Source organism: Streptomyces sp. NPDC086554, assembly GCF_040686095.1.
Lineage (GTDB): Bacteria > Actinomycetota > Actinomycetes > Streptomycetales > Streptomycetaceae > Streptomyces.
Genome location: NZ_JBFBJK010000007.1, coordinates 130,617 through 151,448, shown reverse-complemented (window position 1 = coordinate 151,448; position 20,832 = coordinate 130,617). Strand labels below are relative to the sequence as shown.

General features: G+C 70.6%; 19 protein-coding genes and 2 pseudogenes. 12 read left to right on the top strand and 9 right to left on the bottom strand.

Going from position 1 to position 20,832, the window contains the following annotated elements:
* Positions 1–9: 9 nt before the first annotated feature.
* Genes AB0O76_RS13705 through AB0O76_RS13685 form a run of 5 tightly spaced genes read right to left on the bottom strand, consistent with a single transcriptional unit; the run spans position 10 to position 5,720 of the window.
* Complete coding sequence (locus tag AB0O76_RS13705) at positions 10–1,017, bottom strand: oligopeptide/dipeptide ABC transporter ATP-binding protein (protein ID WP_365489295.1); 1,008 nt, start codon at positions 1,015–1,017, stop codon at positions 10–12.
* Positions 1,014–2,018, bottom strand: coding sequence for an ABC transporter ATP-binding protein (locus tag AB0O76_RS13700; protein WP_365489292.1), 1,005 nt, complete (start codon positions 2,016–2,018; stop codon positions 1,014–1,016). The genes AB0O76_RS13705 and AB0O76_RS13700 overlap by 4 nt, the downstream gene beginning before the upstream one ends.
* Positions 2,018–3,004 carry an ABC transporter permease gene (locus AB0O76_RS13695; protein ID WP_365489290.1) on the bottom strand — a complete coding sequence of 329 codons (987 nt, stop codon included), beginning with the start codon at positions 3,002–3,004 and terminating at the stop codon, positions 2,018–2,020. Before AB0O76_RS13695 ends, AB0O76_RS13700 begins: the two co-directional genes overlap by 1 nt.
* Positions 3,001–3,963 (bottom strand): ABC transporter permease, encoded by a 963-nt coding sequence (locus AB0O76_RS13690; protein ID WP_365489287.1) that lies wholly within the window; start codon positions 3,961–3,963, stop codon positions 3,001–3,003. The genes AB0O76_RS13695 and AB0O76_RS13690 overlap by 4 nt, the downstream gene beginning before the upstream one ends.
* Before the next feature lie 14 nt (positions 3,964–3,977).
* Positions 3,978–5,720 (bottom strand): ABC transporter substrate-binding protein, encoded by a 1,743-nt coding sequence (locus AB0O76_RS13685; protein ID WP_365489285.1) that lies wholly within the window; start codon positions 5,718–5,720, stop codon positions 3,978–3,980.
* Between the two features lie 262 nt (positions 5,721–5,982).
* Here AB0O76_RS13685 and AB0O76_RS13680 point away from each other — a divergent pair, with 262 nt between their 5' ends.
* From AB0O76_RS13680 to AB0O76_RS13645, 8 genes are all read left to right on the top strand, one after another.
* Positions 5,983–7,137, top strand: coding sequence for an FAD-binding oxidoreductase (locus AB0O76_RS13680; protein WP_365489282.1), 1,155 nt, complete (start codon positions 5,983–5,985; stop codon positions 7,135–7,137).
* Between the two features lie 49 nt (positions 7,138–7,186).
* Complete coding sequence (locus AB0O76_RS13675) at positions 7,187–7,501, top strand: (2Fe-2S)-binding protein (protein WP_365489279.1); 315 nt, start codon at positions 7,187–7,189, stop codon at positions 7,499–7,501.
* Complete coding sequence (locus AB0O76_RS13670) at positions 7,482–8,942, top strand: NAD(P)/FAD-dependent oxidoreductase (RefSeq protein WP_365489276.1); 1,461 nt, start codon at positions 7,482–7,484, stop codon at positions 8,940–8,942. Before AB0O76_RS13675 ends, AB0O76_RS13670 begins: the two co-directional genes overlap by 20 nt.
* 74 nt (positions 8,943–9,016) lie before the next feature.
* The gene (locus tag AB0O76_RS13665; RefSeq protein WP_365489273.1) at positions 9,017–9,937 is read left to right on the top strand and encodes a dihydrodipicolinate synthase family protein; all 921 of its coding nucleotides are present in this window, start codon (positions 9,017–9,019) and stop codon (positions 9,935–9,937) included.
* A gap of 47 nt (positions 9,938–9,984) precedes the next feature.
* Positions 9,985–10,992, top strand: a complete 1,008-nt coding sequence (locus tag AB0O76_RS13660; RefSeq protein WP_365489270.1) for a proline racemase family protein — start codon at positions 9,985–9,987, stop codon at positions 10,990–10,992.
* Positions 10,989–12,374 (top strand): aldehyde dehydrogenase family protein, encoded by a 1,386-nt coding sequence (locus AB0O76_RS13655; RefSeq protein WP_365489267.1) that lies wholly within the window; start codon positions 10,989–10,991, stop codon positions 12,372–12,374. The genes AB0O76_RS13660 and AB0O76_RS13655 overlap by 4 nt, the downstream gene beginning before the upstream one ends.
* Before the next feature lie 46 nt (positions 12,375–12,420).
* Positions 12,421–13,095, top strand: a complete 675-nt coding sequence (locus AB0O76_RS13650) for a GntR family transcriptional regulator (protein ID WP_365489264.1) — start codon at positions 12,421–12,423, stop codon at positions 13,093–13,095.
* 45 nt (positions 13,096–13,140) lie between these two features.
* On the top strand, positions 13,141–14,406 hold the full coding sequence (locus AB0O76_RS13645) for an alpha/beta fold hydrolase (RefSeq protein ID WP_365489261.1): 1,266 nt from the start codon (positions 13,141–13,143) through the stop codon (positions 14,404–14,406).
* Between the two features lie 12 nt (positions 14,407–14,418).
* Here AB0O76_RS13645 and AB0O76_RS13640 read toward each other — a convergent pair whose 3' ends face one another.
* A complete protein-coding gene (locus tag AB0O76_RS13640; protein WP_365489258.1) occupies positions 14,419–15,540 on the bottom strand; it encodes an NAD(P)/FAD-dependent oxidoreductase in 1,122 nt (373 codons plus the stop codon).
* Positions 15,541–15,762: 222 nt separating this feature from the next.
* Between AB0O76_RS13640 and AB0O76_RS13635 the strand changes: the two genes are divergently transcribed.
* From AB0O76_RS13635 to AB0O76_RS13625, 3 genes and pseudogenes are all read left to right on the top strand, one after another.
* On the top strand, positions 15,763–16,146 hold the full coding sequence (locus AB0O76_RS13635; RefSeq protein WP_365489256.1) for a hypothetical protein: 384 nt from the start codon (positions 15,763–15,765) through the stop codon (positions 16,144–16,146).
* Between the two features lie 132 nt (positions 16,147–16,278).
* Positions 16,279–16,980, top strand: coding sequence for a hypothetical protein (locus AB0O76_RS13630; protein ID WP_365489253.1), 702 nt, complete (start codon positions 16,279–16,281; stop codon positions 16,978–16,980).
* Between the two features lie 66 nt (positions 16,981–17,046).
* A pseudogene (locus AB0O76_RS13625) lies at positions 17,047–17,193 on the top strand (cyclase family protein); the annotation flags it as partial.
* Here the strand turns inward: AB0O76_RS13625 and AB0O76_RS13620 are convergent.
* A pseudogene (locus tag AB0O76_RS13620) lies at positions 17,183–17,661 on the bottom strand (MMPL family transporter); the annotation flags it as partial. The pseudogenes AB0O76_RS13625 and AB0O76_RS13620 sit on opposite strands and share 11 nt — an antisense overlap.
* 419 nt (positions 17,662–18,080) lie before the next feature.
* Between AB0O76_RS13620 and AB0O76_RS13615 the strand changes: the two are divergent.
* Entirely contained in the window at positions 18,081–18,569 is a 489-nt protein-coding gene (locus AB0O76_RS13615) for an NUDIX hydrolase (protein ID WP_365489250.1), read from the top strand.
* 2 nt (positions 18,570–18,571) lie between these two features.
* Here AB0O76_RS13615 and AB0O76_RS13610 read toward each other — a convergent pair whose 3' ends face one another.
* Together AB0O76_RS13610 and AB0O76_RS13605 are read right to left on the bottom strand one after the other, a co-directional pair.
* Positions 18,572–19,087, bottom strand: a complete 516-nt coding sequence (locus AB0O76_RS13610) for a flavin reductase family protein (protein WP_365489247.1) — start codon at positions 19,085–19,087, stop codon at positions 18,572–18,574.
* Positions 19,084–20,673 carry a tryptophan halogenase family protein gene (locus AB0O76_RS13605; protein WP_365489244.1) on the bottom strand — a complete coding sequence of 530 codons (1,590 nt, stop codon included), beginning with the start codon at positions 20,671–20,673 and terminating at the stop codon, positions 19,084–19,086. The genes AB0O76_RS13610 and AB0O76_RS13605 overlap by 4 nt, the downstream gene beginning before the upstream one ends.
* Positions 20,674–20,832 lie beyond the last annotated feature (159 nt).

Here is a 20,832-nt window from a genome sequence, read left to right as displayed (position 1 = left end):
CAGCCGTGTTCAGGCCGCCTCGGGGAAGTGGCACGCCACCTGCCGCGCCGTGCCCGGTGCCGTGATCCGCAGTGTCGGCGCCTCGGTGCGGCAGATCTCCTGCGCCTTGGCGCACCGCGGGTGGAAGGTGCAGCCGGGCGGGGGAGCGGCCGGGCTCGGCGGATCACCGAGCAGCGTGATCCGCTCGCGGGCCCGCTCGGCCGCCGGGTCCGGCAGCGGGACGGCGGACAGCAGGGCCCGGGTGTACGGGTGGGCGGGAGCCGCGTACACCCGTTCCTTCTCGCCGATCTCGACGATGCGGCCCAGGTACATCACGGCGACCCGGTCGCAGACCCGCTTGACCACGGACAGGTCGTGGGCGATGAAGAGATAGGCGAGGCCGAGTTCGCGCTGCAGCCGTTCCATCAGGTTGACGATCTGGGCCTGGACGGAGACGTCGAGGGCGGAGACCGGCTCGTCGGCGACGACGAGCCGGGGCCCGGTGGCCAGGGCGCGGGCGATGCCGATGCGTTGGGCCTGGCCGCCGGAGAACTCGTGCGGATAGCGGTCGATGTGCTCGGGGATGAGCCCGACAAGGTCCATCAACTCCACTGCCCGCCTGCGGGCATCCGCCGCCGAACTGCCTTGTACGAGCAGCGGATCGGAGATGATCCGGGCCACCGTCTGCCGGGGGTTGAGGGAGGAGTGCGGGTCCTGGAAGACCATCTGGAGGTCGGTGCGGAGCGGCTTCAGTTCGCGCTGCGACAGGTGGCTGATGTCGCGCCCGTCGTACGTGAGGGATCCCGCGGTGGGTTCCAGGAGCCGGACGATCAAGCGTCCCGTGGTGGACTTGCCGCAGCCGGACTCTCCGACGAGGCCCAGCGTCTCGCCCGCCGCCACGTCGAAGGTGATGCCGTCGACGGCCCGGACCGGGGCGGAGCGCCGCCTCCCGGGGAACGTCATCGTCAAGTCCCGTACGGACAACAGGGGTTCGGTGGTAGGCGGTGTTTCGGTGGTTGGCGTTTCGGTTGGTGTCATGAGGCCATGCCTTCGTACGCGGGGAAGTGACAGGCGGCCGGATGCCGGTCCGGTCCTTCGAGGGGCGGGAGCTGCGTCTCGCAGCGGGAGCGCGCCCCGGCGGGGACGCCGGCGAGCCGGGGGCAACGGGGCGCGAACGCGCAGCCGGGCGCCGGGGTGAGCAGGGACGGCGGGCTGCCGGGGATCGCCCGCAGCGGAGCGTCGTCGCTGTCGTCGAGGCGGGGCAGGGAGTCGAGCAGCCCGCGCGTATAGGGGTGGGCCGGTGTCGCGAACAGGGTGTCCACGTCGGCCTGTTCGACGGCCCGGCCGCCGTACATCACCAGGACCTGGTGGGCGACCCGGGCCACCACCCCCAGATCGTGCGTGATCAGGACGACCGCGAGCCCCCGTTCCTGCTGCAGCCGGGCGATCAGCTCCAGGATCTGGGCCTGGACCGTGACGTCGAGGGCCGTGGTCGGCTCGTCGGCGATGAGCAGCTCCGGCTCGCAGACAAGGGCCATGGCGATCATCACGCGCTGCCGCATGCCGCCGGAGAACTGGTGCGGGTACTCGCCGGCGCGGCGGCGCGGTTCGGGGATGCCGACCTCGGCGAGGGCGTCAATGGCCCGTTCCCGTGCGGTCTTTCGGCGGCTGCCGAAGTGCACCCGGTGGTGTTCGGCGATCTGTTCGCCCACCGTGTAGAAGGGGTGCAGGCTGGAGAGCGGGTCCTGGAAGACCATGGCCATCCGCCTGCCGCGCAGCCGGTTCAGTTCGCGCTCGGACCGCCCGACCAGCTCCTGGCCGTCGAGGGCGACCGAGCCGGTGACCTCGGCGCCCGTGTGCAGGCCCATCACGGCCATCGATGTGACGGACTTGCCCGATCCCGACTCGCCGACGATGCCGAGGGTTTCGCCACGGCGTACGTCGAAGCCGAGGCCGTCCACCGCCCGTACCGGCCCGCGCGGGGTGCGGAAGTTGACTGTCAAGTCCCGTACGAGCAGGACTGGTTGGTCGGCGCTCATCAGTACCTCACTCGCGGGTCGACGACGGCGTACAGCAGATCGACCACCAGGTTGGCGACGACGATGAAGGTGGCGGCGAGCAGCGTGACGCCGAGGATGACCGGCTGGTCGCCGCTGGACAGCGCACCGTAGAAGAGCCGCCCGATGCCGGGCAGGCCGAAGATGGACTCGGTGATCACCGCGCCTGCGAGCAGCCCGCCCAGGTCCATGCCGAAGAGGGTGAGGATGGGCGTCATCCCGGCCCGCAGGCCGTGCTTGACCACGACCTTGCGGCGCGGAAGCCCCTTGGCGCGGGCGGTGCGGATATACGGCTCAGCCATCGTCTCGATCATCGAACTGCGGCTCTGGCGCGCGTACATGGCCGCGTACAGGATGGCCAGGGCCAGCCAGGGCAGGAGAAGGTTCGATGCCCAGCTGAGCGGGTCGGAGGTCAGCTCCACGTACTTCGGGTAGGGCAGCAGACCGGCCGTGCGGATCAGCCCGTAGATGAGCATCATCGAGGTGAAGTAGACGGGCAGGGACGCGGCGGCAACCGCGCCGACCATCAGGGCGCGGTCGGTGAGGCTGTCCTTGTGCAGGGCGGCGGTGACGCCCGCGGTAAGCCCGAGAAGCAGCCACAACACCGCGGCACCGAGGGCGAGCGACGCGGAGACCGGAAGCCGGTCCATCAGCAGGTCCCACACGCCTTCGCTGTTCTCGTACGAGTAGCCCAGGCACGGGAAGTCGCAGTGCAGTGCGTACTGACCTGAGCCCATGGTGCGGCCCGTGAAGATGCCGGTGACGAAGTCCGCGAACTGCCGCCACAGGGGCTGGTCAAGGCCCATGTGCTCGCGGATCGCCGCCAGGCGTTCGGTGCTGCACGACTTGCCGCAGGCGGCGGCAGCCGGGTCGGAAGGAAGGACGTAGAAGATGGTGAAGGTGACGGCGGCGACGGCGATCAGGACACCGATCACCGCGAGCAGCCGGCGCCCGATGTAGACGGTCATGTGCGGCTCCCCCTCGGGTCGAGCACGTCCCGCAGAGCGTCGCCGAGCAGCGTGAAGGCGAGCACGGTGAGGAAGAGACAGATGCTGGGGATGACGAAGTACATGGGGTCGGTGTCGTAGAAGGCGACGCTCTCGGCGATCATCTGGCCCCAGGAAGGGGTGGGCGGACGGACGCCGACGCCCAGATAGCTCAGGGCCGCCTCGGTGGCGATCATCCCGGGGATGATCAGGGTGGTGTAGGCGATGACGGGCCCCGCGACGCCCGGGAGGATGTCGCGGGTGAGGATGCGCCAGGATCCTGAACCGCCGACGCGGGCGGCGTCGACGTACTCGCGGTGTTTGATCGAGAGCGTCTGACCGCGCACCACACGGGCGATGCCGGGCCAGCCGAAGACCCCGATGACGGTGATCATCAGCACGACCCGGTTCACGTCCCTGGCCACGGACATCATCGCGATCATGAAGATGAGGGAGGGGAAGGACATCGTCAGGTCCATAAGGCGGGAGAGCACCGTGTCGGTGCGCCCGCCGAAGTAGCCGGCCGCGATCCCGGCCGCCGTGCCTGCGATCACGACGATGGCGGTGGCGGTGACGGCGATGAGCAGCGAGACCTGTCCGCCGTGCACGACCCGGGCGAACAGGTCGCGCCCGGTGACGGGTTCGACGCCGAGCCAGTGGTCGGCGGAGATGCCGCCGAGCGCGCCGATCGGCTGCCCGCCGAGATAGGGGTCGACGGCGCTCTTGTCGAATTCCTCGGGGGACCAGCCGCCCAGCTTGCTGAGCAGCGGTGCGGTCGCCGCCATGATCGCGAAGAGCGCGATCACGACGAGGGAGATCCGCACGGAGGCGCGGCGGCGCAGCTCCCGGCGGGCGATCCGCCAGGGCCCGCTGCCCGCCGAAGCGGCCTCGGCGGCCGGTGCGGTGGTGGAGGTGGTGGTCGTCGTGGTGGGGATGGTCATGGTGGCGGTGCTCCTCAACCCTCGCTCTTGGCGGGGTCCTTGAGACCGACCGAGGCGTAGTCGAGCTGACCGCCGAAGGAGGTCTGCCCGTACGCACCCGCGATGTTGGTCCCCACCACCAGCGGCCAGCGTCGGACGAGCACCGGCACGGTCGGCGCCTTGGCGAGGATCTCGCCGTCCAGCTCCTGCCAGGCCTTGGCGGCCTTCTTGGCGTCGGTCATGGCGGCGATCTCGTCCATCCGCTTCATGGTCGCCTTGTCGCGGAAGAGGGAGTGGTTGCCCTGGTTCCCCTTCTCCTTGATGTAGCGGCCGTCGAAGACGAAGGGCAGGAAGGTGGAGCCGGAGGGGTAGTCGGGGCACCAGCCGGTGTAGGCGAGGTCGGTGCGGTTCTTGGTGTCGCCGATGGTGGCGTAGAACGCGGACGGGTCGACCGTCTCGATGGTGACCTTGATGCCGGCCTTGGCGAGCGACTGCTGGACCGCCTCCGCCCGGCCCTTGTCGCCGTTGGAGACCGTCATCTTGGTGCTGAAGCCATCGGGCTTTCCGGCCTCCTTGAGCAGCTGCTTCGCCTTGTCGACGTTCCCGGCTGCGGGGATCTTCAGCGTGTCGGGCTGCTTGCCGTCGAAGAGGGCGGCGGGCATGTAGGCGGTGGAGGTGTCATTGAAGGCGGGGCCGCCGGACGAGGTGGTCACGGCCTCCTTGTCGAGGGCGTACTGCACGGCCTGACGGACCTTCACATCGGTGAACGGGGCCCGCCCGGTGTGCATCTGCACCATGTCGGTGCAGTTGGTCGACTCGGCGAGCAGCCGCTTGCGGACACCGGCCTTGGGCAGCACCTTCACCCCGCTCTCCGGCCGCAGCGCGTACCACGGGACGGTGGAGGCGTCAGCGCCCTGGCTGGCGATCATCCGGTCGTCGATCTGATTGGGCCGCAGCCCCATCACCATGACCAGCTTGTCCGGGTACGCCTTGCGTATCGAGTCGGTCTTGGGGTCCCAGTGCGGGTTGCGGACCAGGACGATCTTCTTGTTGCGCTGATACGTCTGGATCTTGTACGGGCCCGAGGAGAAGGGGCGGTTGTCGTACCTGGGCCCGTTGTCCTTCGCCTTCGGTACCGGGGCGAAGGTGGGCATCACCGTCACGTTGGGGAACTCGGCGAAGGGCTTGCGCAGTTCGAAGACGATCGTCCTGTCGTCCGGCGTCCTGACGGAGTCCAGGTGCTTGCCGTTGGCAGGGCCCTTGTAGCCCTCGGCGCCCTTGAGATAGCGGGCCGCGTAGTCGGCGCCGCCGGGCAGGTCGGGGGAGAAGGACCGCTCGACGTTGTACTTGACGTCCTGCGCGGTGATCGGCGTTCCGTCCTCGTACTTGACCCCTGCCTTGAGGTGGAAGGTCCAGGTCTTGGCGCCGTTGGAGGAGGTGCCGAGGTCGGTCGCGAGGTCGGGGGCGAGCTCGCCGCCGGCGGTTCCGGGGGCTGCCTTGTACGACACCAGGGTGCGGTAGAGCAGGCGGGTCCCGAAGTTCATGTCGCTCATGACCCAGTTGCGGGCCGGGTCGAGGTGCGTGAAGTCGGTGTTCGACAGGACGTTGAGGGTGCCGCCCTTCTTCGGGGTTCCCCCGATCACCTTGCCGATGTTGGCCGTTGCGGGGTTCTTGCCGCGGGGTCCGCCCGTCTTCTGTCCGCCGGAGCAGCCGGCCGTGCCGAGGGTGAGGGCCGCCGCGAGTGCGACGGCGAGGGCGGTACAGGTGCGCTTGTCCATGAGTGGTCACTCCGGAAGCAGTCGAACAGCCAGAGCTGGAGAGCTGGCTGGAATGTGACCCGTAACATAGTAATGTGAAATTGCACTGACAAGGTGTGAGCTACTTCGTTACCCACCCGTTCCCAAGTGGGCTGCTGCGGTTGACCCTTCAACCGCGGGATCGATCGGGATCGATCGGGATCGATGGGGTTCGATGGGGTTCGATGGGGTTCGTTGATCGCGCCCCCTTGGCAGAGCCAGTGCAATGTGAAATATTACTGACGTGCTGACAAGGAACACCGCAGACGTCATCGTCGTCGGGGCAGGCGTGATCGGCGCGGCCTGCGCCTATTACGCCGCCCGGTCCGGCCTCCGCGTCACCGTGCTCGACCGCGGCCCCGTGGCGGGCGGTACGACAGGGGCCGGCGAGGGCAACCTCCTGCTCTCCGACAAAGAGCCGGGCCCCGAGCTCGAACTCGCCCTACTCTCCAACGAGTTGTGGCGGGAGCTCGCCGAAGAGCTCCCGCCCGAGATCGAGTACGAGTCCAAGGGCGGCCTCGTCGTCGCCTCCGACGAGGCGGGGATGTGCGCCCTGCGGGACTTCGCGGCCCGGCAGCGCAAGGCGGGCGTCACCGCGGACGAGGTCGGGGCAGACCACCTGCACGATCTCGAACCCCACCTCGCCGACGGCCTTGCGGGCGGCTTCCACTACCCCCAGGACGCGCAGGTCATGCCCGCGCTCGCCGCCGCGCATCTGCTGCGCGCGGGCGGCGAGCGGGTCCGTCTGCGTCTGGGCGAGGAGGTCACAGGACTGCTCACCGGGTCATCCGGCGAGATCCGCGGGGTGCGGACGGCGAGCGGGGAACACCACGCCCCGTACGTGGTCAACGCGGCAGGGACCTGGGGCGGCGAGGTCGCCCGCCTCGCCGGGGTGGAGCTGCCGGTGCGGCCGCGGCGGGGCTTCGTCCTGGTCACCGAGCCGCTGCCGCGCGTGGTGCGCCGCAAGGTGTACGCGGCCGACTACGTCGCCGACGTGGCGAGCGGCTCCGCCGCGCTGCAGAGTTCGGCGGTGGTGGAGGGCACCCCGGCGGGTCCCGTCCTCATCGGCGCCAGCCGGGAGCGGGTCGGCTTCGACCGGACGCTCTCGGTCGAGGTGCTGCGCCGTCTGGCGGCCCAGGCCACCGCGCTGTTCCCGGTCCTTGCCGGGGTGCGGGCGATGCGCACGTACGCCGGTTTCCGTCCGTATCTCCCGGACCACCTGCCCGCCATCGGCTCCGACCCGCGCATCCCCGGCCTGCTGCACGCCTGCGGCCACGAGGGTGCGGGGATCGGGCTCGCCCCTGCCACCGGCCTTGCCGTCGCGCGGACCCTGACCGGCGGTGAACCGCCGCTCGACATGGCCCCGTTCAGGCCGGAACGCTTCCCACCGACCGCCTGAGCCCACCCGTCACGACCTGAGTCCACCCGCCACGAGAGGAGAGGCGCCCATGGCCCGTACCCCCGCCGACCTGGTCGGCGCATCGCCCGATCCGCCGTTCCCCATCACCTTCGACGGCAGAGCCGTGACCGCCGTACCCGGGCAGTCCGTCGCCGCCGCGCTGTGGGGGGCCGGAATCCTGGCCTGGCGTACCACGCGCAACGGCGGGCGACCGCGGGGCGCGTTCTGCGGGATCGGGCAGTGCTACGACTGCCTCGCCACCATCAACGGAGAGCCCAACCGGCGGGCCTGCCTCGTTCCGGCCCGGCCCGGGGATGCCGTCACCACTCAGGAAGGACACGGCCGTGCCGGACTCGCCATCTGAACCATGCAACCTCGCGGTGATCGGTGCGGGCTCCGCCGGTCTCGCCGGGGCCGTCGCGGCCGCCGAACTCGGCCTGTCCGTCACCCTGTTGGACACCGCGGCCCACACCGGCGGACAGTTCTACCGGCATCCGGCACCCGCGGTGGGCGCCGTCCGGCCAGAGGCCCTGCACCACGACTGGTCCGCCTACACCGATCTGCGCCGACGGCTGGCGGAGAGCGAGGTGAGGCACCTTCCCGGACACCATGTGTGGAGCGTGACGAAGGACGAAGGGGCGGCCGGTGCCTGGGCGGTGCACGCCGTCACCGGGGCCGACGGCGACGGCGAGCATCCCGTGCGCGTACGGGCCCGCGCTGTCCTCCTCGCGACCGGTGCGTACGAGCGTCAACTCCCGTTTCCCGGCTGGACGTTGCCCGGCGTCGTGGGTGCCGGGGGAGCGCAGGCCATGCTCAAGTCCGGCCTGGTCCTTCCCGGGAGGAGGGTCGTCGTGGCGGGCAGCGGCCCCCTGCTGCTCGCGGTCGCCTCCTCGCTGGCCGCGGCGGGTGCGAAGGTGCCTGCCGTCGTCGAGGCGTCCGGCTATCTGCGGTACGCCAGGCACCCCTGGGCGCTCGTCACCAACCCGCACAAGGCGGTTGAGGCCCTGACCCACGGCGCCGCGCTGCTGCGGCACCGGGTGCCGGTGCGGCCGCGCAGTGCCGTCACCGAGGTGCACGGTACCGACCGTGTGGAGGCCGTCACCGTGACCCGTCTCGACCGCGACTGGCGCCCCGTGCGGGAGGCGGGGCGCCGGATCGAGTGCGACGCGCTGGCCGTCGGACACGGGCTCGTCCCTCAGATCGAACTGGCGGCGGGGCTCGGCTGCGCCACCCGCTCCCTGCTCGACGGCACCAGGGCCCTGGCTCTGGACGGCCTTCAGGAGACATCGGTACGCGGCCTGTGGGCGGCGGGCGAGACCGGGGGCGTGGGTGGGGCTCAACTCGCCGGAGTGGAGGGTGAGTTGGCGGGGATCGCGATCGCTGCCCGGGTCCTTGGCCGCGCCGTCCACGGCGGCCGGGCGCGGGAGCTGAAGCGCCGCAAGGGGCGGATGCGGGCCTTTGCCGACGCGATGGCCATCGCCCACGCGCCGGGTTCCGGCTGGCCGCGCTGGCTCACGGACGACACCGATGTGTGCCGCTGCGAGGAGGTCACCGCAGGACGGATCCGCGAAGCGGTCGAGGACCTCGGGGCGCGGGACGTCCGCACCGTCAAACTCCTCACCCGTGCCGGTATGGGCTGGTGCCAGGGGCGGATGTGCGGGGCGGCGGTGGCGTGCCTCGCGTCCCGCGTCGGAGTCGCCGAAGCTCCGCTAGAGCGGCGCCCGTTCGCCACGCCCGTCCCGCTCGCGGCACTGGCCGCGCTCGACGACCCCGTCGTGGACGAGCCGCGGGACGCCGACAGCTGACCAAGGGGAAGCCCCTTCGGGGCGTCCTCACCACCCAAGTGAAATGTCACATTCTCAAGAGAGGTCTCTCTGACATGACCGCCAACGTGAACGCCAACACCTGGAGCAGCACCCGCCCCTGGCGCGGCATCATGGTCGCCACCACCCTGCCGCTGCGCGACGACCTGTCCGTCGACCACGACGCCTACGCCGAGCACGTCCGCTGGCTCATCGACAACGGCTGCGACGGTGTCGTGCCGAACGGCTCCCTCGGCGAGTACCAGACGCTCACCGACGAGGAACGGGCCCGCGTCGTGCGGACCGCGGTCGAAGCGGCGGGCGACGGGGCGCGCGTCATGCCCGGAGTCGCCGCCTACGGCAGCGGCGAGGCCCGGCGCTGGGCGGAACAGGCGGCCGATGCGGGCTGCGGCTCGGTGCTCCTGCTGCCCCCGAACGCCTACCGCGCCGACGAGCCCGCCGTACGCGCCCACTACGCCGAGGTCGCCCGCGCAGGGGTGCCGGTCGTCGCGTACAACAACCCCATCGACACCAAGGTCGACCTCACGCCGGCCCTCCTTGCCCGGCTGCACCAGGACGGCAGCGTCGTCGCCGTGAAGGAGTTCACCGGTGACGTCCGCAGGGCGTACGAACTCGCCGAACTCGCCCCGGAACTCGACCTGTTGATCGGAGCCGACGACGTCCTGCTCGAACTCGCCGTCGCAGGCGCCGTCGGCTGGATCGCCGGCTACCCCAACGCGTTCCCCGCCAGCTGCGCCGATCTGTACCACTCCGCCGTCTCCGGGGACCTGGACACGGCTCTCCCGCTCTACAAGTCCCTGCACTCGTTGTTGCGGTGGGACTCCAAGACGGAGTTCGTGCAGTCGATCAAGCTGTCCATGGACATCGTCGGGCGGCGGGGCGGTCCCACACGGCCGCCGCGCTTCCCGCTCACCGGGGAGATCGAGGAGGGCGTGCGCGCCGCCACCGAGAAGGCCGTCGCCGACGGCCACCGCTGACCACACCGCCCCCCACAGACGAACGCCCCCTGACCGAAAGGAAGCCCATGCGCACGCGCAACGTCTTCCACGCAGTCGACTCGCACACCGAGGGCATGCCCACGCGCGTGATCACCGGTGGCGTCGGGGTCATCCCCGGCGCCACCATGGCCGAGCGGCGGCTGCACTTCATCGAGCACATGGACGATCTCCGGACGCTCCTGATGTACGAGCCGCGCGGACATGCCGCCATGAGCGGCGCGATCCTCCAGCCGCCCACCCGTCCTGACGCCGACTACGGAGTCCTCTACATCGAGGTTTCCGGACTGCTCCCGATGTGCGGGCACGGCACCATCGGGGTCGCTACCGTCCTGGTCGAGACGGGCATGGTGCCGGTGACGGAACCGGTCACCACGGTCCGGCTCGACACCCCCGCCGGGCTCGTGACCGTCGACGTGCAGGTGTCGGACGGCGCGGCCACGGCGGTCACGTTCACCAACGTACCGGCGTTCAGCGTCGCCCTCGACAGCAAGATCACCGTCCCCGGGTACGGCACGGTCACCTACGACCTCGCGTTCGGCGGGAACTTCTACGCCTTCGTCGAACTCGACGCCCTTGGGCTGCCGTTCGACCGTGAGCGCAAGGACGACCTGCTGGCCGCCGGGCTCGCCATCATGGACGCGATCAACGCATCGCCGCAGCGGCCCGTGCACCCCGAGCGCCCCGAGATCGCCGGAGTCAAGCACGTCTACCTGGCCGCTCCCGGCTCCGACGCCCGCCGCTCGCGTCATGCCATGGCCATCCATCCCGGCTGGTTCGACCGCTCCCCGTGCGGCACGGGCACCTCGGCCCGCATGGCACAGCTGCACGCGCGCGGCCTGCTGCCCCTGGAGCAGGACTTCGTCAACGAATCCTTCATCGGCACCAGCTTCACCGGCCGTCTGATCGAAGAGACCACCGTGGACTGCGGCATCCCCGCCGTCGTGCCGACCGTGACCGGACGTGCCTGGATCACCGGCACCGCCCAGTACTTCCTCGACCCGGACGACCCCTTCCCCGGAGGTTTCCTCCTGTGACCACCGCCGCACCACTCGCCATCACCTCACACAACCCGGCGGATCCGGCCGAGGTACTCCTGCGGATTCCGGCGCCCGGCGCCTTCGAGACGGTCGACACCGTGGAGCACGCCCGCGCCGCGCAGCCGGGCTGGCTGCTCGGCGGGGCCGCCGCCCGCTCGGCCGCCCTCGGCGCGGTCGCCGACGCCATCGACGCCGCACGCGTCGAGCTGGCCGAACTCGCCGTCCGTGAAGTGGGCAAGCCGCTCACCGAAGCCCGCGCCGAGGTTGCCCGTACCGCCGCGATCTGGCGCTACTACGCCCAAGCTCCGTACGAACCCGTCGGCGCGGTCCACGAGACCGCAGCCGGGCCCGGACTGCTGTTCTCACGGCGTCGCCCGCACGGCGTGGCCGGTCTCATCACGCCCTGGAACTTCCCCTTCGCCATCCCGAGTTGGAAGGCCGCCCCGGCGCTCGCCGCGGGCAACACGGTCGTCCTCAAACCCGCGCCCGAGGCCACGGCGTGTGCGCTGCGCCTGGCCGAGATCGTCCAACAGGTCGTGCCCGCCGGGGTGTTCACCGTCCTGCCGGGCGGGCCGACGGAGGGCAACGCGCTCGTCTCCGCCGCCGACGTGGTCTCGTTCACGGGCTCCACCGCCGTCGGCAAGGCCGTCGCCCGCGTCGCCACGGCCCGCGGGGTGCCGGTCCAGGCCGAGATGGGCGGCCTGAACGCGGCGGTCGTACTGCCGGACGCCGACATCGAGCAGGCCGCGGCCCACATCGCCGCCTCCATCGCCGGGTACGCGGGCCAGAAGTGCACCGCCACCAGCCGCGTCATCGCGGTCGGCGCGGCCCTTGAGCCCCTGCGTGACGCACTCGCCGCAGCGCTGCGTGACGTGCCGGTGGGCGACCCGGCCGACGCGGCGACCGTGTGCGGGCCGCTCATCAGCGAGCACGCCCGAGGCCAGGTGGGCGATGCCTGGCACGGTCTGTCCGCGCTGGCCGGCGGCACCGTGTCCGACAGACCCGGCTGGTACACGGCCCCGACCTTGGTCGAGAAGGTCCCCGCGGGCCACCGGCTGCTGCGCGAAGAGGTCTTCGGCCCCATCGCGGCCCTGCTGCCCGCCGACGACCTGGCCCACGCGGTGCGGATCAGCAACTCAGTGCCGTACGGCCTGGTCACCTCCGTCCACACCGCCGATCTGAACGCGGCGCTGAGCGGACTCGACGGGCTCGACACCGGAATGATCCGGATCAACGCCCCGTCCACCGGCGTCGACTTCCACCTGCCGTTCGGCGGAGCCAAGGCATCCAGCCACGGGCCGCGCGAACAGGGCCGGGCCGCCCTTGAGTTCTACACCTCGAGCCGGACGTACACCCTGTCGCCCGCCGGAGCAACGTGACATTGTACGGTGGTGGTCCGGACCAGAACGAAGGGACCACCCTCGCATGGGGCACCTGAAGAACCGCGACCTCAACGCCAACCGGGAGCGGTTGCGCGACCAGGTCGCCCACGCCCTGCGAGCCGCCCTGATCTCCGGCGAGCTGCGGCCCGGCGCCGTGTACTCGGCGCCCACGCTCGCCGAGGACTTCGGCATCTCCGCGACGCCCGTACGCGAGGCGATGCTCGACCTGGCCCGCGAGGGTCTGGTCGAGCCCGTCCGCAACAAGGGCTTCCGGATCACCGAGGTCGACGAGCGCGACCTCGACCAGTGCACCGAGATCCGGGCGCTGATCGAGATCCCCACGATCGGAATGGTCACCCGCAGTGCGGCGCGCGAGGACCTCGAGGCGCTGCGCCCGGTCGCCGAGGAGATCGTCCGGGCGGCCCGTGACCACGACCTCATCGGCTATCTGGACGCCGACCGGCAGTTCCACCTCTCGCTCCTCGGGCTCAGCGGCAACGACCGTCTGGTCGAGACCGTCAGCGATCTGCGCAAGCGGTCCCGTCTGTACGGGCTCGACGCCCTGGACGAGCGCGGCGAACTGATCCCCTCGGCCGAGGAGCACCTGGAGCTCCTCGACCTGATGCTCGCCGGCGACGCGAAGGCGGCCGAGAAGTGCATGGCCAAGCACCTGGGTCATATCCGCTCTCTGTGGGCCGGCGGCGGTAGTTCTTCCTGAGATCTCGCTGAGGTCTCTCCGCGACATTCCTCGTGAAAGGGACCCATGAACCCGGCGTACGCCACCACCGACCACTGCTTCACGGTCCCGCTGGACCACTCGGTCCCGCACGGCCCGACCATCGAGGTGTTCGCGCGCGAGGTCGTCGAGCAGGGCCGCAGCCGTGAACAACTGCCCTGGCTGCTCTATCTGCAGGGCGGCCCTGGCGGTAAGTCGCCCCGCCCTTCGGCCGGTTCACCGGGCTGGCTGCCCCGGGCGCTCAAGACGCACCGGGTGCTGCTGCTCGACCAGCGCGGCACCGGGCGCTCCACGCCGGTCACCGCGCGCACCGCGTCCCGGTGCGCCTCCGCGGCTCAACTGGCCGCGTATCTGGCCCACTTCCGCGCCGACGCGATCGTGGCCGACGCGGAACTGATACGCCGTCAACTGTGCGGCGACGAGCCCTGGGAGACGCTCGGCCAGAGCTACGGCGGCTTCATCACCCTGACGTACCTCTCGCGCTCCCCGGAGGGCCTGCGGGCCTGCTACGTCACCGGCGGTCTTCCGGGTCTCACGGCGACCGCCGACGACGTGTACGCCCGCACCTACCCACGGGTGCGGGAACGGGGCATCGACCACTACACCCGCTACCCGCACGATGCCCCGCGCCTCCGCAAGATCGCCGACCTTCTGACGGCGGACGACATCCGGCTGCCAGGCGGGGACCGCCTCACCACCCGCCGTCTGCGCACCCTCGGCCTCGCCCTCGGCATGGGCGACGGCTTCGAGCGGATCCACTGGCTGCTCGACGAATCCCTGGATGCGGAAGGCGAGTTGACGGACACCTTCCTCCATCAGGTCGAGGCCCTGACCGGCTTCACCGACAATCCGCTCTTCGCCGTGATGCAGGAGACGCTGTACGGACAAGGGGCCACCCCGAGCGCCTGGGCGGCGTCCCGCTCACTCGCGGGCTTCCCCGAGTTCGCCGAGGAAGCGGACCCCCTCCTGCTCACCGGCGAAATGATCTACCCCTGGATGTTCCGGGAGATCAGGGGCCTGAGGCCCTTCGCGGAGGCGGCGGATCTCCTGGCCCACCGCGGCGACTGGCCCCCGCTCTACGACCCGCACCGCCTGGCCGCCAACCAGGTCCCCCTGGCCGCGGTGGTCTACCACGACGACATGTACGTCGACGCGGAACTCTCCCTGCGCACGGCGCGCGAAGTCGGCGCCACCCGGGTCTGGGTCACCAACGAGTGGGAGCACGACGGAGTCGCCGCGTCGGGCGGCCGCGTCCTGGCCCGCCTGATGGACCTGGCCGCGGGCCGCGCGTAGGGGTTGCGGGGCTCATTGGCCCTGCTCGGTGAACATGCTGATCAGGGCCTGGGGTGTGTTGTCGGCGGAGTCGAGCCCGGGCATCTCGTCGGTGGCGGCCTCGGCGCTGCGGGGGAACAGGGCCTGCTCGTACTCGGTGAGTGCCGTCTCGATGTCGTCGGGGTGTGCGGCGAGGGCCGTGCCGAGTTCCGCGCCGTCGAGCATGGCCAGGTTGGCGCCCTCGCCGTTGGGAGCCGAGAGGTGCGCGGCGTCGCCGAGCAGGGTCACCCCCGGCACCCGGTCCCACCGGTGCGCGGCCGGCAGAGCGTAGAGCGGGCGCAGGACCGGCGCGACGTCGCTGTCGGTGATCAGCGCGGTGAGCTCCGGCGCCCAGCCGTCGAATTCCTGCGCGATCCGCGCGGTGGCCGCGGCGGCATCGGCGAAATCGACGGCGGCGAACCAGTCCCGCGGCTCGGAGAGGCCCACGTAGGCGTGCAGAGTGTCGTCCTTCTCCCGGTGGGCGAAGATCTCCCTGCCCGGCGAAGGAGCGATCAGCATCCCGCCGCCGACCGCTTGCGCCGCGGCCGGGTGCCGTGTGACGGCGTCGAACAGGTAGGTCTCGACGACCGATTTGCCGACGTACTCGGGTGTGGCCGTGGACAGCAGCGGCCGGACCCGTGACCACGCGCCGTCCGCGCCGACCAGCAGGCCGGCGACGACGGTGCCGCCGTCGGCGAACGTCACCTCGTGGCGGCCCTCGCCGAGGGCACGGGTACGGCTGACCTTGTGCCCCCACCGCACGGTGCCTGCCGGGAGCGAGTCGAGCAGGACCTGTCGCAGGTCGCCGCGCTGCACCTCGGGGCGACCGCCCGTGCCGTCGTCGGCCCGGTCGAGCAGCACGGTCCCGTCCCGGTCGAGGACCCGCAGAGCCTGGCGGCCCTCCAGGATGATGGCGTGGAACTCGTCCATCAGCCCGGCCGCCTTGAGGGCGAGCTGCCCGTTGTAGTCGTGGATGTCGAGCAATCCGCCCTGCGCGCGCACCGTGGGGGAGGAATCGGCCTCGTACACCGTGACCGGGATGCCGTGAACGTGCAGGACGCGGGCGAGCGTGAGTCCGCCGAGTCCGGCGCCGATGATCGTGACTGGGGTGTGCATAGTGGCTCCTTCGGGATCGGGCCGCCGGTGAGCTCCGGCCGCCCGTCCCTGGAAAGGTGCCAGCCCCCGCCGACGAGCCACCGACATCCGACCGACAGTCCCCGACAGCGCTCCGACATGGCACCACCGATCGAGGGCCCGCGATCGAGCCGCGATACCGCTCGTTGGTCTCACCGCCGCCGATGACACCAACTGGCCCACTCCGCCGTATCGTTGACCGGCATGGGGGTGCAGATGGCTGCCTCGCCCGGCATCTTCACCGACCGGTTCCGGCGCATTCTCCACGACGCACCGATCAATGGCCCCGTGGTGCTGACGCATTCACGTGCGGACCGGGCGACGGGCCTGTGGCACCGATGGGCCGAAGGGACACCGGGGATCGGATACGCCGGAGTGGCCGAACCGCCCGAGTGCATCGGATCACTGCCGCTGCGCCGCCTCGAAGTCCCCTACCGCCGGCATGAACTCGACCACCGACTCGTCAACATCGACGCACACTGGCGCTACCGCCGTGGCCGGTTGTGGAATCCGGCCGGTGCGCACTCCGACTTCTGCCATGCGGAATCCGCCCACTTGCTGCTCTCCCTGGCCTGCCTTGCCCGTTGAGGCGCGCATTCGCCTCTCTGATACGGAAGTTGTTGGTGGGGCGGTTGAGACGAATGGGCCTGCTGCGCGTACGTGATGGCACACGGAAACCCATCCGGCGGTGTCGTACACCGCTGGGGACAGGAGTCGCACGTGTCGCGCAAGAAGACCCTCACCCGTAAGAAGAAGGTCGCCCTCATGGTGGGCGCCGCCGCGCTGGTGGCGGGAACCGCGGTGGTGATGACCGGTACGAGCCAGGCCTCGGGAGCGTGTGACGGGCTTGCCACCGCGCTGAACAACAACGAGGAGTTCATCGCGGGTCAGCGAGCCAACCCCGACGCCCAGTCCGCGGCGCGGATCGCCAATAGGGAAGCGGTGATCGAGGAGATCAGGCGGAAGCAAGCGGCGTCGGGCTGCGACGCGGGTGCGGACGGTGAGGCCGGGGCGGGTGCGGAGGCCGGAGCGGGCGCGGGCAAGGGTGCCGAGGTCGGCGAAGGAGCAGGTGCCGGTGGGGATGCTGCTCAGCCGCCGGGGGAGGAGCCGGGTGGTGATGCCACGGCCACGGCCACGGCCCCGCCCGGGGACGGCGGAGATGCGGGCGTGGAGGGTGAGGTCGTCTGCGCCGGTTCCACCGTCACGCTGTCCGGCGAGGACGGTGCGCCGGCCGCGTCCAGCAACGAGTTCCCCGTCGGTACGCAGCTGAAGGTGACGAACCTGGACAACTCCAAGTCCACCACGGTGGAGGTCACTTCGGCGTCGGGCAGCTGTGTACTGCTGAACAACGCGGCGTTCGAGGAGGTGCGCGAGGCAGGGAAGTTCCTGATCCGCAAGGCGCGGATCGAGCGCGTCGGATAGGTGCCGGGCGCTTGTGCGGACCTGCCGGTGGCTTCAGGATGCAGGCAGGTCTGAGCCGACGTCAGCATCCGCAGCCTCACCGCGCCGTTGTCGTCCGGCACGCCGGTGCTCGAACTGCCGCCCGAGTTCGGGCAGACCAAGGTGTTCGAACTGGAGGAGATCAGCCGGTACGACGACCGGGGGCCCGCCTGGTACTGGAACAACGCACGCGCAGCTTGTCGATCCGCCGCCCGATGAGGCCGAGGAGCGCCGGGACCAGCGTCAGCGCGCCGAGTACGGCCGTGACGGCGGTGACCGCGGCGCCCGGACAGGGCGATGATCACCGTGCATCCGGTGACCAGCACCACCCGGCCGCTCGTCGCCACCGTGTACCCGGCCGCCGTCGAGGGGTCCTGGGCGAGCAGGTTCTGGCGGTGGCGGGTGACCAGGAAAGGCGGGTAGTGGATCCCGACGTCGAGCCCGATCATCGTCGCAAGGGTCGGCGAGATCAGCGCGCGGTCACCAGGGGCAGCAGCGCGGCGAGGACACTGCCGAAACCGATCAGCAGGACGACGATCGCCACACCGAATCCGATGGCCTCGCTCGTCCGGTCGTCCGGTCGTCCGGCTTCGGTCGGGCCAGCTCGCCCAGCGGGCCGCCGTACTCCACCTCCACGCCGACGGCGCGCAGCGGCTGCACCGCGTGTGACGGAGAAGCCGTAACCCTCATCCGGCCAGTGCGGTGCGAGGTCGGCCCACAGGGGAGCGGTCCAGAAGAAGGTGCCGATCGCGGCCCCCATCAGGCCGAGGACGCAAGCCGTGATGTGGGGCCAGGACAATGGTGCTCTTGTCCTTGTCCCCGGTTCCTCCCTTGCCCTTCTTCCCGGCCGGCTTCTGCTCCTGTCGCCGCCGGGGAGTGCGCGGCTGAACCGGGAGCGCCGACGGTGTGGCCCTGCGCCGCTTCGGCCTCGATGAACCGGCCATCCCGAATTTCCCCTGCTCCGTACGTTTCTTGCGTGCCGCGACATTCCACCACGCCACTGCCGGACCCGATCCGGGGCCGGTTCCCTGTCCTGCGTACTGTCCTTGTGTCGTCCCCAGCCACGGAGAAAGGCACGGCACATGAGCAGCAGTACCTCGCCCGCGGAGCGGCCCGAGCGGGCCTTTCCCACGCCGCACGGGCTTGTCGGTGTCGGTGTTGTCGTCCTCGACGCGAGCGGGCGTGTGCTGCTCGGGCTCGGGCATGACGGGCGTTGGGAGTTGCCGGGCGGCAAGGTCGACCCCGGTGAGAGCTTCGAGGGCGCGGCGGTGCGTGAACTGGCCGAGGAGACCGGTCTTTCGGTGGATGCGGAGGATGTCCGGATCGGCGCGTTCTTCGTGGACGGGGAGCGCGGAGTGACCCGGGTGACGGCCGGGGCAGTCGTGACGACGGATTCGGGCGCCCCGGCCGCGGTGCGCGAGCCGGACAAGATCGAGCGGTGGGCCTGGTTCGCGCCCCAGGACGTACCGGCCGAGCTCTTCGCGCCGTCGGCTGCCGTACTGCACGGGTGGCGGCCGGAACTGGGTGTGGTGTCCGGTGCGTTCCACCGCTATCCCACTGCCGCTGGGTGACTTCACGGCTCACCCGGCCAGGCGGCGAACCTGCGCAGCCCGTACAGCAGCGGCTGCGGCGGTTCGTCGGCGAGTTCGGCGTTCATCACCTCCCCGAAGACGACGGTGTGCGTGGACACGGTGGTGAGTTCGCTGACGCGGCACTCGGCGACGGCGAACGCGTCGTGGGCCAGCCAGGGCAGGCCCACGGGGCCCAGGCGCTTCCAGTGCACCCGGGCGAACCGGTCGTCGACGGGGGAGGAGAAGACCTCCGCCGCCGTCCGGGCCCCGGCGTGCAGCAGGTTCAGCGCGAACCAGCCCCGCTCCCGCACCGCCGCCAGGGTGCTGCTGCCCGCGGTGAGACAGACCAGGACCGTCGGCGGGACCATGGTCACGCTGCACAGCGCGGAGCAGGTCGCCCCGCGCGGCTCCCCGAGCTCGTCGATGCCCGTCACCACCGCGACACCGGTCGGGAAGCCGCTCATCAGGGTCCGGTAGCGGTCGCCTTCGACGGGCCCGGTCTGCCTGCGCCCGTTCATGCGCTGTGCAGGCGGCTCAGATAGTCGTGGTGCGATGGCAGCGTCGCGAGCAGCGCGCGCTGCTCCTCCTCGACCTTCGCGAAGAGGGGACGTGCCCCCTCCAGGGACTCGGTGCGGTGCAGCAGCGCGGGCAGCGGGTGCTCGGGCTGCAGGCCCAGACCGGAGAAGATGCAGTAGTAGCTGCCGTTGGTCCAGAAGTTGCGGAACTCCGCGTCGAAGTTGCCGTAGTACTCGCTCTCGCCGGCGGTCGGTGCGTTGACGGGCAGCCCCGCCCGGTACATGGCGATCTTCTCCTGGATCTGGTCGGAGAGCTTCAACTCCTTGTTGGCCCGCCAGAATTCGGTGTCGTTGCGCGGCGCGAGCGCGAAGTGTGCCTGCAGGAAGTCCCTGGAGTCGTCGAACATCGCCTCGATCTCGGCGTTGAAGCGGTCGCTGAGCACCGGCTCGAACCGCTTGTCGGGGAAGTGCTTCGCGAGCTGGTAGATGGCCGCGGTGATGAAGTAGATCCCCGTCGATTCGAGCGGTTCGAGGAAGCAGGACGACAGGCCGATGCTCACGCAGTTCTTGACCCAGGCACGCCGGTTGCGCCCGACCCGGAACCGCACATGGTTCAGCGGGGCCTGCTCGGGGTCCAGGTCCCACAGCCGGCAGAAGTCCTCGGTGGCCTCGTCCTGGCCGGTGAACTCGCGGGAGTAGACGTATCCGGTGCCGAACCGCCCGAGCAGCGGAATGCGCCAGGTCCAGCCCGACTTCATGGCGATCGCCGAGGTGTAGGGCTCGACGCCGTGCGCCGCGTCGTCGTGCGGCACCGCGGAGGCGACCGCGCTGTTGCACAGCAGGTGGTCGCTCATGTCGACGAAGGGCTCCGCCATCGCCTGGTTGATCAGCAGACCCCGGAAGCCGGAGCAGTCGACGAACAGGTCGCCGTCGAGCAGCGTGCCGCTCTTGGTGCCGAGCCCGGTGATGAACCCCCGCTCGTCCCGGTGCACTTCGGTCATCTCGTCCTGGACGTGCAGCACGCCCTGCTTGTCGGTCGCGTACCGGCGCAGGAAGTCCGCCACGAGATGCGCGTCGAAGTGCCAGGCGTAGCGGGTGACCCGTTCGCCGTCGAACCTGCGGGGAGCCGTCTTCGCGTCCATCAGCGGCGGTTCGCGGAAACAGGAGTAGTCGTACGGCAGATCCGTCGCGCCCCGCTGCCGCTCATGGACCCAGTAGTGCGACAGCGGAAGGCCGTCGTGCTCGGGCAGGATGCCGAACGGGTGGTAGAAGTGGTCGGGCCGCCCGTCGAGCGTGCGCCCCTGGGGCTGCCCCTCGCCCTCGGTACGCCAGTTGATGAACTTGACCGCCATCTTGAAGGACGCGTTGCACTCGGGCATCCACTCTTCCTCCGCCAGGCCGAGATGGTCGAACAGGACCTTCTGGAGGTTGGGCACGGTCGCCTCGCCGACACCGATGCGTGGTATGCCGGGAGCTTCGAGCACGGTGATGGCGGCGGTGTTCCTGAGTGACTTCGCCAGATAGGCGGCGGTCATCCAGCCGGCCGTGCCGCCGCCGAGAATGACGATCTTCTTGATCCTGCGGTCCACTGCGGGACTCCCCCCTTAGATCGTTCGCCTGCAGATCGTTCGCACATCGCTCATGGCGCGGAGCGGCTCGATGCTAGGCACCGGGTGTGCGGGGGTGACGCGGACAACGGTACGGTCCGGCAGAACCCATGCGGCCGCGCGGGATGCCGCCACGCACGG